We start from the raw sequence: 15,615 nt of genomic DNA on the forward strand, positions 1-15,615 counted from the left end.
CCGCTACCAGCTTCGCCCGCGCCGCTGCCCGCGCCGCCGGGTCGCTCTGCGCCGCCTGCGCGTTCAGCTTGCCCTGCGTCACCAGCACATCACTCACCTGGCGCCCGATTTCACCTGTCTTCTGCGCCGTCGCCAGACGGTTTTGCTCTTTCTCCTGATCAAATATCGGACTCAGCGTCTGGTTCGCATGCGCCGCATCCCGGCTTAACCCCGTCACGTCCTGCTGCTGACTCGCCATATCGCAGATGACGAGGGTGCCTTCAGGAACGGGCTGTGGATAAGGTCTGATAAAACGATCCCGCCGCGATGGCCGGGCTCGCTTATGCTATGTCTGAACTGCTAATCTTCATACCCCAGAGCAAATACGCAGGAGAATTTTGGGGAAGAGTGATCTGTATTACCTAAACTTGGGAATAAAGTAATACATTAACCAAACACCAAAACCTGCAATAAACCCACCGAAGGCACCAGCTTTAATAAATAATAGCGCTCGCATAAAATTAACATCCCATGTCCCTGTCAAGAAAAAAACATAGGCTATAAATACAAACTGTAAAACTAGTGCACACAAAGAGATAACCAATGTGTGGAGGCCTACGATCATGGAAAAAACTTTTAATTCATTGTATATATTCACATTAATCCTCGTTCAATATATCAATGAGTTTAGAGCCGCCCTGACTTCCCATCTCAGTAGCTAACGCTGCACCACTGTTACCAGATATACCGGGTAATGAGCTCAACTGCATTGGTTTACTTACCCCCATCCCCATATCAATCCACTCGTAATTTTTCCATGCAGGATTAACCCATTTATCTAATGAAATTTTGGCAACTTTACCTATTCCATAACCGATACCCGAAGCGGCACCACTTATTACGCCACCTTTAAATGGATCATCACCGTTCAGATAGCTGGATGTTGCACCACCTGCCGCATTCCAGCCCACAGTACCCAGACTCCCGTATTTGCAGTAAATGCTCCAACATAAGTCGCGATTAATACATCAGTTGGATTAACCGTTCCATTAATCGCATACTGAATACCTGCATTTGCCGTTCCGCCTATCGCGCCAGTAATCTGCATTCCTCCCGGCAGATAGATTAGCCCCGCTGAAGCCAACGCACCTGCATAAGCTTTATTCTCAGCAATTCCTCGCTGGCAGGCTTCACCAGACGGGTTATCTGCGCATGAGAGAACATCTGCGCCATGCTCTCTGGCTTTCTCACCCTGGCCCCATTCGTTCCCACCCATCAGGTTATTCTCAACAACAGCTTACTTATTTAACATTCGCTTTCTATAAGACAAGTAATAGGAAAGCCATAGACATATCCCGACAAAAAAACCTATAACTGCCATTTTGAGAGCAACATACACTTGTTCATAGCCAAAGAAATCAACATCAAATCCAGGTACAAGGATCCACTGAAATACCAGACTCAGCATGAACATAGTGGCGGGAACAGCTGTACAGGAATAAAAAAATAACAATACTAATTGCCATGTTGGTACTTTCATCATTTCTCTTCCTCCCCATTTTTATCACTCGTAGCATAATTGGAAAGACCAGAAACGGTTGCAGACTCAGCGCATTATTCTCCACTAAAATCCTTTAATCTTAAAAAGACGACATAAAACGATCCCTGCACCAATAATGCAGCCACCACCAAAACCTACTTTCAGATTATGCAGAGCTTCAGAGGAAGAAAAACTGAAGCTACCCTGTATGACATAATCAACAATAAGTAAGGACACATAAGCCAGTTCGGCCATGAGAATCCCCGCCACCACAGAGAAGATAAAAAAGAGAACATTAATCATTTTTTCTCTCCCCCATAGAATCCGCGCGCTTCTCTATACCTTTACCTGTTATTTCCGAGAAGAATGAACCACCAAAATCACCAAAAGCCCCAGGAACGCGGCTCGGAGTCATTTCCTTCGAAATACCAAAATCCCCCTTAATTTCAGTAAACTGCCTCAATTCAGCGTTAAACTTCGGATCCCAGCCTCCTTTCCACCAGTTTGCCCCGGCATTAACACCCCATGAGAGTCCTTTACCAATGCCATAGCCAATACCCGAACCGGCACCATTGATAAGCGCACCAGACAGTGGATCTTTGTCATCTATCCAGTTGCCCAGCGCACCACCTGCGGCATTCCAGCCTACCGTACCTGCCAGACCATTCCCCATACTGAGCACGTTTACCCAGCCAGCAATAGTCGCATTTGCCGGATCTATCGTGCCATCTGCCAGATAACTGATACCGGCATTTGCACTTGCTCCCAGTCCCCACATTGCCTGAGCACCACCTGGTAACAGGGCCACACTACCCGATGCCAGCGCAAGTCCTACCGCATTACGCTCATTTATCGCTTTCTGACATGCCGACCCGCCTGGGTTATCGGAACAACTCGCCATATCGATGCCGTGCTGGCGCAACCATGCCGCCTGCGCATCTTCACTGCCGCTCAGTAAGTTATTCTCCACCGCATTCTTCCCGGCCTGTGCACCCGTCACCGCATCCGCGCTGCTGCCTCCGCTAAGCCCCCCCATCAGTCCCGCCGCCAGCGTACTCAGCGCGCTTATCGTCGACTTCTGCTCATCCGACAGCTCTTCTGTCTTAACACCCGGATAATATTCCGCCGCTATCCAGCGCCCCAGCAGCTCGCCACTCACTGCGCCTGCCGCTCCCGCCAGCGCGCTGTTATTTCCCGATGCCGCCGCTATCGCTCCCCACACCGCGTGCGCCATCGCATTGGCTTCCACATTCACCTTGCCCGTCGCGCTGTCCGTCGTCTGGCTGTGAATGATTTCCGCCACATACGGGCTCACTGCGCCACTCGCCGCCTGCGCCAGGTCGCCCCCCGCCAGACCCTGCATCGCCGCCGTTACCGCCTGCGCCACCTTCTGGTACTTTCCGCCCGTATCGTAGTCCGCCGTCGCCGTTCGGCTCACCTGCGCGTTGATTTGCTCCTCGCTCGGACTGCCATTCCCTCCCGCTACCAGCTTCGCCCGCGCCGCTGCCCGCGCCGCCGGGTCGCTCTGCGCCGCCTGCGCGTTCAGCTTGCCCTGCGTCACCAGCACATCACTCACCTGGCGCCCGATTTCACCTATCTTCTGCGCCGTCGCCAGCCGGTTCTGCTCTTTCTCCTTATCAAATATCGGGCTCAGCGTCTGGTTCGCATGCGCCGCATCCCGGCTTAACCCCGTCACGTCCTGCTGCTGATTCGCGCTGTCGCGGATAACGATACTGCCCTCGCTCACCGCCGCCCGCGTCAGCGAACTGTCGCTGCCGCTGCCGTTCGCCCCCATCAGCAGTCCACTGGCCGCATTCCCGAGGAACTGCCCCGCCACGCTACCGCTCGTGCTCACTCCCTCGCTCTGCTGCTCCACGCTGTACTCGGCATAGTTTTTAATATCCCGGAAACCCAGCGTCCCGGTATCCAGCCGGTTCAGCTCCGCCGCCGCCGTGCTCGCCAGCACGCTGCCGTTCAGCTGCGTATGCCCGCCCACCTTCACATCAAAACCGCCCTCGCCGGCAAAAATCCCCGTCTGCGCCTCCACCGACGCCCAGGTGCTGTGCATTTTGCTCTGGCTCAGGTTAAGAGAACCCGAACCGCCGCCCATGCTGCCGCTCGCCCCCGCACTGCCGCTACGCTGCTTCGAATCGTAGTTATCGCTGTCCTGCTCGCTGGTCAGCGTCAGGTTACGCCCGACGTCCATTGTCACCTGATGGCCACTCACCTGCGCGCCGGTCAGCGTCGTATCGCGACCGCTGACGATAGTCACCCGCTCACCGGCGCTGAGGGTCGTTTCGTTATGCGTCAGGCTGTTGCCCTTCTCGTGGCCCTTCCCGGCGTTGGCGCTGGCGCTGACCGTCAGCCCGTTCGCGCCCTGACCGAAGTTAATACCGACGCCAAACGAACTCCCATGGCTCTCGTTTTTACCGCTCAGGGTGCTGGCGTTCTCCGCAGAGAATAAATTCACATCGCGCGCGGCATTGAGCAACGCGCTGCCGCCGGCCTGCAGCTGGCTGCCCTCAACGTTGATATCCGTCTCCGTGGCGATAATGCTGAGATTGTTGCCGGCCATCAGGCTGCTGCCGCGGCTGGTGTTCTGCGTTTGTCGCTGAGTGGATTTCGAGGACTGGCTACCCCAGGAGAGGTTGACCCCTATCATGCTCTCCGGACTGGAATCCGCAGTCTGCATCTGCGATGCCTGATACGCCTGTACGCCCGATAATGCCGACTGCAGCCCGCTCAGCGCGGCGAGACGGCCATTGCTCTCGGTGCTGGCCTGGTTGGCGCTGAAAACCGCGGTGTTAATGGCGCTGCCCACCATCCCGGATAACGCCAGCGTCAGGCCGCTGGTTTTCTGCTCCACGGTATGGGTCTGGGTGCTCTGGTTTTCCGCTGCCAGAATATTCACGGTTTTACCGGTCAACGCCATATTGTTGCCGGCCACCAGGTCAGATCCCTGAACCGTCAATACATTACCGGCGCTCAGGCTCAGGTTGCCCTGTGAGCTTCCGACGGTACTGGCGGCGCTACTCAGCGCCGTCGTTACATCGGTGGCTTTCAGCGACGAACTGCCGACGCTGAAGCCGACGCCGCCGGTGCCGGAAAAGCCGCTATGTTTCTCTTTACGTAGATGGTTTTCCTGGCGACGCTCCTCGGCGGTGGTGATGGTCAGGTTACGCCCCGCCGCAAGGTTAACGTCCTGGGTGCCGGCAACACTGCTGCCGGACACCAGCAGGTCGCGCCCGGCCTGCATCACAATACTGTCACCGCTAAAATTGCTGCCGATGGCGTTCTGCGCCCACACTTCATCGTGAGTGGTGAGCGAACGGCGAGCCAGCAGGCCGCTGCTGCTTTGATGACTGTTTTCCGTCAGGTGCCATGAGGACTCGCCGCTGCTGAGGTTAATATCATTGCCGGCGGCAACCGTCAGGCTGCTGGTCGCCGTCACGCTGGCGGCGCGGGCATTCATATCGTGGCCGGCGGACAGCGCCACCGCGCCGCCGTTAATTTGCGTGCCGATATCGCTACGCTGGGTCAAGGAACGATCGTTGCCTTTCCCCCAGTTTCCGCTTTCGCTATGGGTGGTGGCGAGCGTCTGCAGGTTGAGATCGTTGCCAGCGATAATCTGCGTCTGGCTGCCCGCCGCGCTGTTACTCACCATGCTTGCCGTCAGATTAATGTTATGTAACGCCTGCAGCCCCAGCTGGCCGTTTTCATTCTGGACATAAATCCCCGCGGGCCGATCGAGGCTGATGTTACCCGGGCCGCCGCCGAGGGTGCTGGCGCTGTTGATATCACGCCCGGCTTGCGCGATCAGGCTATCGCCGCCCTGCAGCGTTCCGCCAATATTGTTGATATCAGTACGCGCGTTTAGCGTGAGCTGGTTGCCGCCGATATAGCCGCTATTATGAATGTTTTCCGCGGTTAGCTGCGTCACGCCGCGGCTGTGGATGTGCCCGCTGTTGATCACATCACGGCTCACGCTGAACGCCACGTTTTCACCGCCGAGCAACGCGCCGCTGCCATCGAGATCGCCCGCTTTAACCCACGCGTAAACCTGCGGCACCAGCACCTGCTGCACGGAGCCATCCGTTAGCGTGACCTCTCTGGCGACCAGCCAGACCATATCGCTGGTCAACAGCGCCATCTGCGCTGGCGTCAGCGCCACCCCGACCGTCAGGTTGTACTGTTTGGCGAAGGCGACGCCCGCGTCCATCAGCGCCCGGTACTGCTCTTCATCGTTACTGTAGCCCTGCAGGTAGCGCCCGCCGCTCAGCTTAACGATCTGCTCACGCACCAGCCGCTGTTCGTAATAGCCGTCGCCAAGCCGCTTCATCGCCTGATCAACGCCCAGCTGATTTTGCATGTAGTCGCTGGCGAGCCACGCTTTACCGTTGGTAAAACGCGGATCGGTTTCCACCAGATAGCCTGCTTTAGCCTGCGGGTCGATCTGATACAGACTGCTGACAGGAAGCCGGGTATCCGGCGTGATGACGCGAATAACCGTTCCGTCAGCGTTAACCGGCGTCACTTCCACCAGTCGTCCGGCGGGTATTTCGCCTGTTTCATCGGCGCGATCGCGCGGATTAATCACATCGCTATGGCCATCAATTTGGGTATTGCCCTGCCACTTCATGGTTTGCAAATCGATGGTCTGAACCGTCGGCGTCGGTTCATATTCGCTGCTTTTTTTCCCCTGGCTGGTTTTGGTGCCGCCAAACGGGCGGCTGGTCTTTTTCTCATACCAACGGGTCTGGGTGCCGACGTCGGTGGTCACCCGTTTGCCGGTCGTGGCGACGTTGTTTAGTTCGCCAATCACGCCACCGAGCGCTCCTCCGGCGATAATCTGGCTATCGTAGTTATTCAGCTTATCGCTGTTGATGATGAGTCGGCCGCCGGAGAGGATTTTGCCAGGATCGCTTTCCACCACCTGCATTTCCACAACGGTACGCTGGTACTGGTATTCATAGAACTCATCGCCGCGGCTACCGTCCGGCATGATGGCGTCGTGAACGCCGTATTTGTTTTTATAACTGGTATCGACCAGCGACCAGTCGAAGCGCTGTACCGATCCTTTCAGCGCCGCTTCATGGCGCCATGACTGCTCGACCATCACATCTTTCGTCACCAGATGGTCGTTGTAGTTATTGATTTGTTGGATATCGAGCGCCATATCACCGGCGGACTCAAGCGTTGCGCTGTGGTTATTAAACACTCCCGCCCGGCCGCTGAGCGAACCGTCTTCGGCAAGCTGGCCGCCAATGGCGAGCGTACCATCACTGTAGATCAGCGCGTGATCCTGGTTATTGAGCGTGCCAACGCCCATTGCCAGCGATGCCCGTGCGGCAATCGTCGCCGCCACGCCGTTCTCCGCGGCGTTAGTCAGCGTTGCCGCCTGCAGCGCGACGGCGTCGCCGTACAGGCGCCCGCTGCCGATATTGGTTAACGTCGTGGCGACAATATGGGTTAAACCACCGTCAATCAGCCCCCGATTGACCAGCTCGCCGTTGACCGTCAAATGGTTCTCGCCAGCGCTGATTTCACCTTCCTGACGGTTATCCAGCTTTGCCGCATAGAGATTGAGCGCCCGGCCGGCGCTGATAACCCCCTGATTAATCAGCCCCAGTCCGGAGAGATTCCACTGTAGGTTGCCGTTGGCGATGATCCTCCCGACGTTATGAAACGCCTGACGCAACGTGAGAGACATATCGCCCTGAGAGAGCACCTCGCCATCGCCGCTGAGGGAATCGGCATCGAGGCTAAGTTTGCTCGCGGCAAGTAACGTCCCGCCCGTATTAGCCAGCGCCAGGTTGACGCCTGCTATTTCCAGAGCGGCGGCGGAGACGATCTGCCCCTGCCGGTTATCCAGCCCCCGGTTGTGAATGGTGATGTTGAGATTACCGCCGGACTGCAGTTCTCCCTGCCGGTTATCAACGGTGGCGCTCTGAATACCCAGGGCATCAAAAGCGGTAATTGTGCCCTGCTGGTTATCCAGTAAACCGCTCGTCGTCAGGTTGACGCTGCCCCGCTGCGCCGTGCCTATCTGCCCGTGATGATTATTAAGATTTTCAGCCTGTAGTTGGATGTCGCCGCTGGCGATGATATTCCCCTGCGAGTTATCCACCCCATGGCGCGCAGTGAGCTGAATGTCGCCCTGCGCCGCGCTGATTTTTCCGCCATGGTTGGTCAGATTGTCGGCGTCAAGCTTAATATTGCCATTTGCGGCAAGAACGCCTTCGCCGTTATCCAGCCCTCCTTCAGTGCTCATGGCCAGGTCGCCCTGCGCCGCAATCAATTGCCCCTGCTGGTTCCGAAGGCTGGCCATTTGTAGAGAAAGGCTGCCGCCAGCAACGATATTCCCTTGCGAATTTTCCAGCTCGTGACGGGTAATGAGCTGAGCATTGCCCTGCGTCGTGCTGATTTTACCGCTGCGATTATTAATGTTATCGGAGTACAAAACGATATTGCCGTTAGCGGCAATAGTGCCTTCGCCGTTGTCCAGCGCGCCTTCGCTGGTAATAGATATGCTGCCGCTGCCGGTATGCAGCAGCGTTCCGTTTTGATTGAACAACTGGCTGGTTCTGAGCGTCAAAGCATGGCTGTTGCTGGCAATCTCACCGCCGCGGTTATCCAACCCCGCGCGAAAATCAAGGCGTAGATCGACCTCGCCCGTCTGCTGGATTACGCCCTGTTGGTTATCCAGCGCCATTGCTTTCAGCTCAAGCTGGCTGGCCGTCAACAGGCCACTGTGGTTGTTGAGTTTGCCGCTGGCGGCCAACTGGAGTTTTTCGCTGGCCACCACCACCGCATCTCGGGTGGTGATATCCCCGGTCGCGGCGCTGACCACGATCCGCGCCCCCGAGGTTCGACTGTTATCAAGATCCACCGTCCTGCCCTGCGCCGTCAGCGTTCCTGCCGCCATATTGCGGCCATTCAGCGCCAGCGCGCTCTGGCTATTCAGCGTCAGCGCGCCGCTGCTGGCGGTAGAACCATCGCTATTTAATCCGGCGGCGAGCGTACTGTTTTGCGCGCTACACAAAGCGTTGGCGGCAATCCGCGTATCGCCTTGTGCGGCAATCATGCCGTCATTGGTTAGCGTCGCGCTGGCCGTCACCACGCTATCTTTTCCGGCGTACAGCTGGCCCTGGTTGTGAAGATCGCCCTTAACGGACAGTTGCAGATTCTGCGCGGACTGAATCACGCCGCGGTTGCTGAGCGCGCCATCAGCGCTGATTGCTACGTCCCCCGCCGCCGCGCCGATATTGCCGGCATTGTGAACGCCTACGCCGCGCTCGGTACCGACAAGACGAATTTTATGGGCGTACATCCCGCCCAGCGCGCTGACGTCTATCGCCACCGCAGGCAGCGCACTGCCGTCGGCTGATTTTGCCGTCGTCCGGCTGTGCGCCGCATCGATCTGATTACGCCCTGCGGTGACCTTTAGCTCCTGCGCCCAAACCCCGGCGTTGATTTTCACCGCGCGGGCGAGCAGGTCGGTGCTGTCTACCGAGCTCGCATCAAGGCCGCCGCCCTGTACGAGAATTTCGCCGCGATTAACATCATAACCGCTAATCTGCCCGTTACCGTACTGCACCTGGCCTGTCGTCAGCGTCGCGCGGTTAGCATTGATGAACCCGCAGCCATCGCAGCTAATTCCGGCAGGGTTAGCGATAACCACCTGCGCTTTTTGTCCGGCAACCTCGATATAGCCATTCAGCCGGCTCGGATCGCGGGTATTCACCTCATTGAGGATCACTCTGGCTTCCCCTTTCGCCAGATTCGGATTACCGGCGACCATCCCGGCCAGTTGGGTTGAAGTGTTGGCACGGCTGTTATTCAGCACCACGCCGCGCCCATCGACGTCAAACTGGCTGTAGACGTTGCGTGAAACGCCTGCGCCGCTCGGTGTCTGAATATTGACCTGCGGCGTGCCATTGGCGCTATTGGCGATCTGCGGTTGCTGGCCGCCTGGCGCATGGTTATCGGCGACAATCGCCGCCTGAGCCGGGGTAAGACAGGAAAAAGCGAGCAGAAAGCTAAAGGCCAGCGGCGCCAGGGTGGAGGTCAGCATCGACCCGGTTCGCGCGTCGGCGCCGGATTGCGGCGACACGCCCGCCCGATGAGAGCGGGTCGTTTCCGCCACCACCATCAGCATCCCGCGAGTCTTATTAAATACGATTCGATAAAAGCGTTTATTCATTGCCGTTACTCGTCATCCATTGTCCACCGCGGCGCGGAAAATCATCCCTGTGCGCAGCACGCGCCGCCAAACGGCGCATAAGTGAAAATCAGTAGCTCCAGCTAACGCTGAAACCAAAAGTTGCCGGATCGGTTTTAAAGCCATCGGGTTTGGCTAAAGGGATACCGGCGAACAGGTCGTAGCTGGCGCGGTGGTACTGGCCGCGCAGCCCTGCCACGCCCCCGGCGAGGTGTTTGCCCACCAGCGTTTCACTGCCCGCGCCGCCGACTTCGCCGTAATCCGCCCCCAGATAAAACTCTTGCCCCGGTAACGGGGTCGACCAGGCGATATCGTTACGTATGTACCAGCCGTGACTGGCGGTCAGGGCGCGCTCGCCGTCAAAGCCGCGAACCGTCCAACGGTTGCCGATGGAAAACATATCCGGCGAAGTCAGCGGCGTGCTGCTCATCTGCCGCTGATAGCGACTGGTAAAGCGAAAATTTTGCCCGCCCAGGGCAAAAGGCAAATTGAGCTGAGCATTGAATTGCAGGATTTTGCTGAGGGCGGTTGCTTCCCCCCATTGCTCTTCCGGCGCGGGCTGAGCGCCAAACCAGCGGGTACCGCGCTGATAGCTCACTCCGACATCGAGAGTGGCGTTGCCCAGGTAATGGCGATGCTGCAGACCAAGCTTCCAGGCCGCCGTCTGCCGCCGCTGAACGGCAATCTCGGTGTCGTTAATGAAGTTGCGCTGCTCGCGGGCTAACACATCGGCGCTAAGAGTGGTCTTCTGACTACCGCTCCGGTGCAGTACGCGGCTCATCTGGAAATCAACGTTCTTGCTTTTACCGCTGTACTGGTAATCGCCGTTGGCCCCCGCCACGGTTTGCATGTAATCATACTGGCTGGCGGTTAATCCGAGCTGCCAGTAACCCAGCGGAATCGAATAGTGGCCGGTCAGGTTCTTTGAGGATTTACCGCCATTGCCATCGAGGTTATGTGAGCCGGAAAGGTAAAAAAGGTCGCTTAAGGCTAACAGGTTATCCAGGGATAGCGTCAGGTTACCCTGATAGCGGCCGGTGGCATTAGAGCCGGAATCATCGAGCGAGGCGTCGACGCGCCAGAAGCGTTCCTGTCGGCGGTTAATAACAATATCGCTTTGCCCAGGCGTTTCGCCCGGAACAATTTCCATGCTGGCCTGTACCGTCGGCAGGCGCTGCAAGTTTTCCAGCCCCTGTTCAATATCGCGCAGGTCCAGTAGTTTCCCGTCAGTCGCCGGAAACGCGCTCGCCAGCCACAGATAATCATCGCTGTCCTCCGTAAGCCTGGCTTCACGGATATAACCCGGCATCACCACCAGGCGCAAAACACCGCTTTTTAAGTCCTGCTGCGGGGCAAGGATCCGGCTGGTGATATAACCGCGATCGATTAATATATTCTGCAACTGGGCCATCAGTAGATTAATGCCCTTCCCTCCCAGACAACGCCCAATTGCTTTATTTGTCTGGCGCTGGAGCGGAAGCCAATGCGATAAGGCTTCAGCGCCCTGCAAAATAACCTGAGAAATAGCAAAGCAAGGTTGTTCCACGGGAAATAAACCATCATCGGTATTTATTTCTTCCGCTGATAAATGAATATCCGGTGACGGCGGCGCGAGCTGGTTTTCCAGCGCCTGCTGGCGCTGCTGCTGGTTGATGAACTGCTGCTCACGTACGGTATCCACAGGCGCAGCCCATGCCCAGGCAGGCAATATACAGATAATTAAAACTTTATGAACGAAATTCCATTTATTCATTATAGTTAAGTCACAACGTTCCATGTCGAGTAATAAAAAGCGAAGCGTGGCATTTAATACAACCAAACCCATATCAATATCAACACATATTATTCAAGCCACTTCAAAAATTATTGCTTAAAATTATAAACGCGATCATTACTCCATTCTAATGATATGGATGAATCACCGCTAAGTTCTGCCAAAGACAATATGAAATCATCATGAAATAAGAATATGAGATTATGAATTAATATCGATTCACACTGAGAGCATTAGCGCGACCTCTTTTTAGATTCTGCCGCTCCCCCATCGCACTGGGCTGAAATATGCCGTGATCTCAATCACATAATTATCTCTTGTTCACTTGATGGCCAACCGCTTATTTCAGCTAGCGACCGCTTAACCTTCCATACAACCACTCACCGATTTACCCAACTTTACGCGCGCGCTGTTCTGGCAAGATCGAAGGCAGCCTAGCTAATCAATACCTCCATCAACCCTTACTTAAAACCAGACGGCTTCGGCCAATTATTCATCTAATTAACGCCAGGTTTTACTATGGATACCAAAAAACTATTCAAGCACATACCCTGGGTGATACTCGGAATCATCGGGGCATTTTGCCTCTCAGTCGTCGCGTTGCGCCGCGGTGAGCACGTCAGTGCCCTGTGGATCGTCGTCGCCTCGGTTTCTGTGTACCTCGTCGCCTACCGTTATTACAGCCTGTACATCGCGCAGAAGGTGATGAAGCTTGACCCAACGCGCTCGACGCCGGCGGTCATTAATAACGATGGCCTGAACTATGTGCCGACCAACCGCTACGTGCTGTTTGGCCACCACTTCGCCGCCATTGCCGGCGCCGGCCCGCTGGTTGGCCCGGTACTGGCCGCGCAGATGGGCTATCTGCCGGGCACCCTGTGGCTGCTGGCCGGCGTGGTGCTGGCGGGCGCGGTACAGGACTTCATGGTGCTGTTTATCTCCTCACGGCGTAACGGCGCCTCGCTGGGCGAGATGATCAAGCAGGAAATGGGGCCGGTTCCGGGCTCTATCGCGCTGTTCGGCTGCTTCCTGATTATGATCATCATCCTCGCGGTGCTGGCGCTCATCGTGGTGAAAGCGCTGGCGGAAAGCCCGTGGGGCGTCTTTACCGTCTGCTCGACGGTACCTATTGCCCTGTTTATGGGGATCTACATGCGCTTCCTGCGCCCTGGCCGCGTGGGTGAAGTCTCGGTTATCGGTATCGTGCTGCTGGTGGCGTCCATCTGGTTTGGCGGCATCATTGCCCACGACCCATACTGGGGCCCGGCGCTGACCTTTAAAGACACCACCATCACCTTTACCCTGATTGGCTACGCGTTTATCTCCGCGCTGCTGCCGGTATGGCTGATTCTGGCGCCGCGTGACTATCTGGCCACCTTCCTGAAAATCGGCGTGATCGTCGGCCTGGCGCTGGGGATCGTTATCCTCAACCCGGACCTGAAAATGCCGGCGGTGACCCAGTACATTGATGGTACCGGCCCGCTGTGGAAAGGCGCGCTGTTCCCGTTCCTGTTTATCACCATCGCCTGCGGCGCGGTCTCCGGCTTCCACGCGCTGATCGCCTCCGGCACCACGCCGAAGCTGCTGGCCAACGAAACCGATGCCCGCTTTATCGGCTACGGTGCGATGCTGATGGAGTCGTTCGTCGCCATCATGGCGCTGGTCGCCGCCTCGATTATCGAACCGGGTCTCTACTTCGCGATGAACACCCCGCCAGCGGGCCTTGGCATCGTCATGCCGAACCTGCATGAAATGGGCGGTGAAAACGCGGCGATGATCGCCGCGCAGCTGAAAGAAGTGACCGTCCATGCGGCGGCGACCGTCAGCTCCTGGGGCTTCGTGATCTCCCCTGAGCAGATCCTGCAGACGGCGAAAGATATCGGCGAACCTTCGGTACTGAACCGCGCCGGCGGCGCGCCGACGCTGGCCGTCGGTATCGCCCATGTGTTCCATAAAATCATCCCGATGGCGGATATGGGCTTCTGGTACCACTTTGGTATCCTGTTTGAAGCGCTGTTTATCCTCACCGCGCTGGATGCCGGTACCCGCGCAGGCCGCTTTATGCTGCAGGATCTGTTGGGTAACTTCGTGCCGTTCCTGAAAAAAACCGACTCGCTGGTCGCCGGGATTATCGGTACCGCGGGCTGCGTCGGGCTGTGGGGCTACCTGCTGTATCAGGGCGTGGTCGACCCGCTGGGCGGTGTGAAGAGCCTGTGGCCGCTGTTCGGTATCTCTAACCAGATGCTGGCCGCCGTGGCGCTGGTGCTTGGCACCGTGGTGCTGGTCAAAATGCAGCGCACCAAATATATCTGGGTCACCGTTATCCCGGCAGCGTGGCTGCTGCTGTGCACCACCTGGGCGCTGGGTCTGAAGCTGTTCAGCAGCAATCCGCAGATGGAAGGCTTCTTCTTTATGGCTCAGCAGTATAAAGAGAAGATTGCCGCCGGCGGCGAGCTGACCGCGCAGCAGATTGCCAACATGAATCATATCGTGGTCAACAACTACACCAACGCCGGGCTGAGTATCCTGTTCCTGGTGGTGGTGTACAGCATCATCTTCTACGGCATCAAAACCTGGCTCAACGTGCGCAACAATAAGGTGCGTACCGACAAAGAGACCCCGTACGTGCCGGTACCGGAAGGCGGCGTGAAGACCTCGTCACATCATTAACCCTGATGCCGGATAGTGCTACGCGTATCCGGCCTACAGAAAAGTGCATCAACGTAGGCCGGATAAGGCGCTAGCCGCCATCCGGCTTTATTCGTTATCTGGAACTTACAATGTTTGGTAACTTAGGTCAGGCAAAAAAATATCTCGGTCAGGCGGCAAAAATGCTGATTGGCATTCCGGATTACGACAACTACGTCACGCATATGCAAACCAACCATCCGGATCAGCCCTACATGACTTATGAAGAATTCTTCCGCGAACGCCAGCAGGCCCGCTACGGCGGAGACGGCAAAGGCGGCGTACGCTGCTGTTAATGGAGGCAATAATGGCACCGATTGCAGTCACCCTACTCACCGGTTTTCTCGGCGCAGGAAAAACCACCCTCCTGCGCCATATCCTGAATGAGCAGCACGGTTTCAAAATCGCCGTGATTGAAAATGAATTTGGCGAAGTCTCCGTTGACGATCAGCTGATCGGCGACCGCGCCACGCAGATCAAAACCCTGACCAACGGCTGTATCTGCTGTACGCGCTCCAACGAACTGGAAGACGCCCTGCTCGATCTCCTCGACAGTCGCGATCGCGGCGAAATCGAGTTTGACCGGCTGGTGATTGAGTGCACCGGCATGGCCGACCCGGGGCCGATTATCCAGACCTTTTTCTCCCATGAGGTGCTCTGCGAGCGCTATCTGCTGGACGGCGTGATCGCCCTGGTGGATGCCGTCCATGCCGACCAGCAGATGGATCAGTTCACCATCGCCCAGTCGCAGGTCGGCTATGCGGACCGCATTTTGCTAACCAAAACCGATGTTGCCGGCGACACCGAGAAGCTGCGCGAACGGCTGGCGCGCATCAATGCGCGGGCGCCGGTTTATACCGTCATTCACGGCGATATCGATCTAAACCAGCTGTTTAACACCAGCGGCTTTATGCTGGAAGAAAAGGTTGTCAGCGCCACACCGCGTTTTCATTTTGTTGCAGAAAAGCAGAACGACGTCTCGTCGATTGTGGTCGAGCTCGACTATCCGGTGGATATCAGTGAAGTTTCACGGGTAATGGAGAACCTGTTGCTCTCCTTCGCCGAGCAACTGATGCGCTATAAAGGCATGCTGTGGATCGACGGCGAGCCAAATCGCCTGCTGTTCCAGGGCGTGCAGCGCCTCTACAGCGCCGACTGGGATCGCCCGTGGGGCGATGAAACGCCGCACAGCACGCTGGTATTTATCGGCATTCAGCTGCCGGAAGAGGAAATTCGCGCCGCATTTGCCGGGTTACGACGCTAACCTGCCCGCCTGCGCCCCAAGGCGCAGGCACCATCCTCTCTCTGACACCTCGCCAAAAACAGGGACCAAACGTCGGCAGCGCGTCGAAAAATGTAAAGCAACGTTTTAATAAGTAACAGCAGAAACACTTTTGGAAATAATAAGAAACT

At 56.7% G+C, this 15,615-nt stretch carries 9 protein-coding genes and 1 pseudogene; 3 read left to right on the forward strand and 7 right to left on the reverse strand.

What is annotated here, in order from left to right:
- The 7 genes and pseudogenes from CW267_RS16275 to CW267_RS16305 form a co-directional block, all read right to left on the reverse strand.
- A pseudogene (locus CW267_RS16275) lies at nucleotides 1–268 on the reverse strand (hypothetical protein); the annotation flags it as partial.
- Between the two features lie 370 nt (nucleotides 269–638).
- Nucleotides 639–950, reverse strand: coding sequence for a hypothetical protein (locus CW267_RS31345; protein ID WP_227521862.1), 312 nt, complete (start codon nucleotides 948–950; stop codon nucleotides 639–641).
- Nucleotides 908–1,255, reverse strand: coding sequence for a hypothetical protein (locus tag CW267_RS31350; RefSeq protein WP_227521863.1), 348 nt, complete (start codon nucleotides 1,253–1,255; stop codon nucleotides 908–910). The genes CW267_RS31345 and CW267_RS31350 overlap by 43 nt, the downstream gene beginning before the upstream one ends.
- 21 nt (nucleotides 1,256–1,276) lie before the next feature.
- Entirely contained in the window at nucleotides 1,277–1,522 is a 246-nt protein-coding gene (locus CW267_RS16290; protein ID WP_012969006.1) for a hypothetical protein, read from the reverse strand.
- A gap of 81 nt (nucleotides 1,523–1,603) precedes the next feature.
- Nucleotides 1,604–1,822 carry a hypothetical protein gene (locus CW267_RS16295; protein ID WP_012969007.1) on the reverse strand — a complete coding sequence of 73 codons (219 nt, stop codon included), beginning with the start codon at nucleotides 1,820–1,822 and terminating at the stop codon, nucleotides 1,604–1,606.
- A complete protein-coding gene (locus CW267_RS16300) occupies nucleotides 1,815–9,677 on the reverse strand; it encodes a hemagglutinin repeat-containing protein (RefSeq protein ID WP_413773655.1) in 7,863 nt (2,620 codons plus the stop codon). Before CW267_RS16300 ends, CW267_RS16295 begins: the two co-directional genes overlap by 8 nt.
- Before the next feature lie 133 nt (nucleotides 9,678–9,810).
- On the reverse strand, nucleotides 9,811–11,493 hold the full coding sequence (locus CW267_RS16305) for a ShlB/FhaC/HecB family hemolysin secretion/activation protein (protein ID WP_100781586.1): 1,683 nt from the start codon (nucleotides 11,491–11,493) through the stop codon (nucleotides 9,811–9,813).
- Between the two features lie 540 nt (nucleotides 11,494–12,033).
- On the opposite strand from CW267_RS16305, the gene CW267_RS16310 reads away from it, so the two are divergent.
- The 3 genes from CW267_RS16310 (at nucleotide 12,034) to yjiA (ending at nucleotide 15,466) form a co-directional block, all read left to right on the forward strand.
- Nucleotides 12,034–14,184, forward strand: coding sequence for a carbon starvation CstA family protein (locus tag CW267_RS16310; RefSeq protein ID WP_008807580.1), 2,151 nt, complete (start codon nucleotides 12,034–12,036; stop codon nucleotides 14,182–14,184).
- A 110-nt stretch (nucleotides 14,185–14,294) separates the two neighbouring features.
- Nucleotides 14,295–14,498, forward strand: a complete 204-nt coding sequence (locus CW267_RS16315) for a YbdD/YjiX family protein (protein ID WP_002887451.1) — start codon at nucleotides 14,295–14,297, stop codon at nucleotides 14,496–14,498.
- 11 nt (nucleotides 14,499–14,509) lie between these two features.
- Complete coding sequence (gene yjiA, locus CW267_RS16320) at nucleotides 14,510–15,466, forward strand: GTPase (RefSeq protein WP_022065037.1); 957 nt, start codon at nucleotides 14,510–14,512, stop codon at nucleotides 15,464–15,466.
- Nucleotides 15,467–15,615 lie beyond the last annotated feature (149 nt).

The sequence above is a fragment of the Klebsiella sp. X1-16S-Nf21 genome (assembly GCF_002837615.1).
GTDB classification, from domain to species: domain Bacteria; phylum Pseudomonadota; class Gammaproteobacteria; order Enterobacterales; family Enterobacteriaceae; genus Klebsiella; species Klebsiella variicola.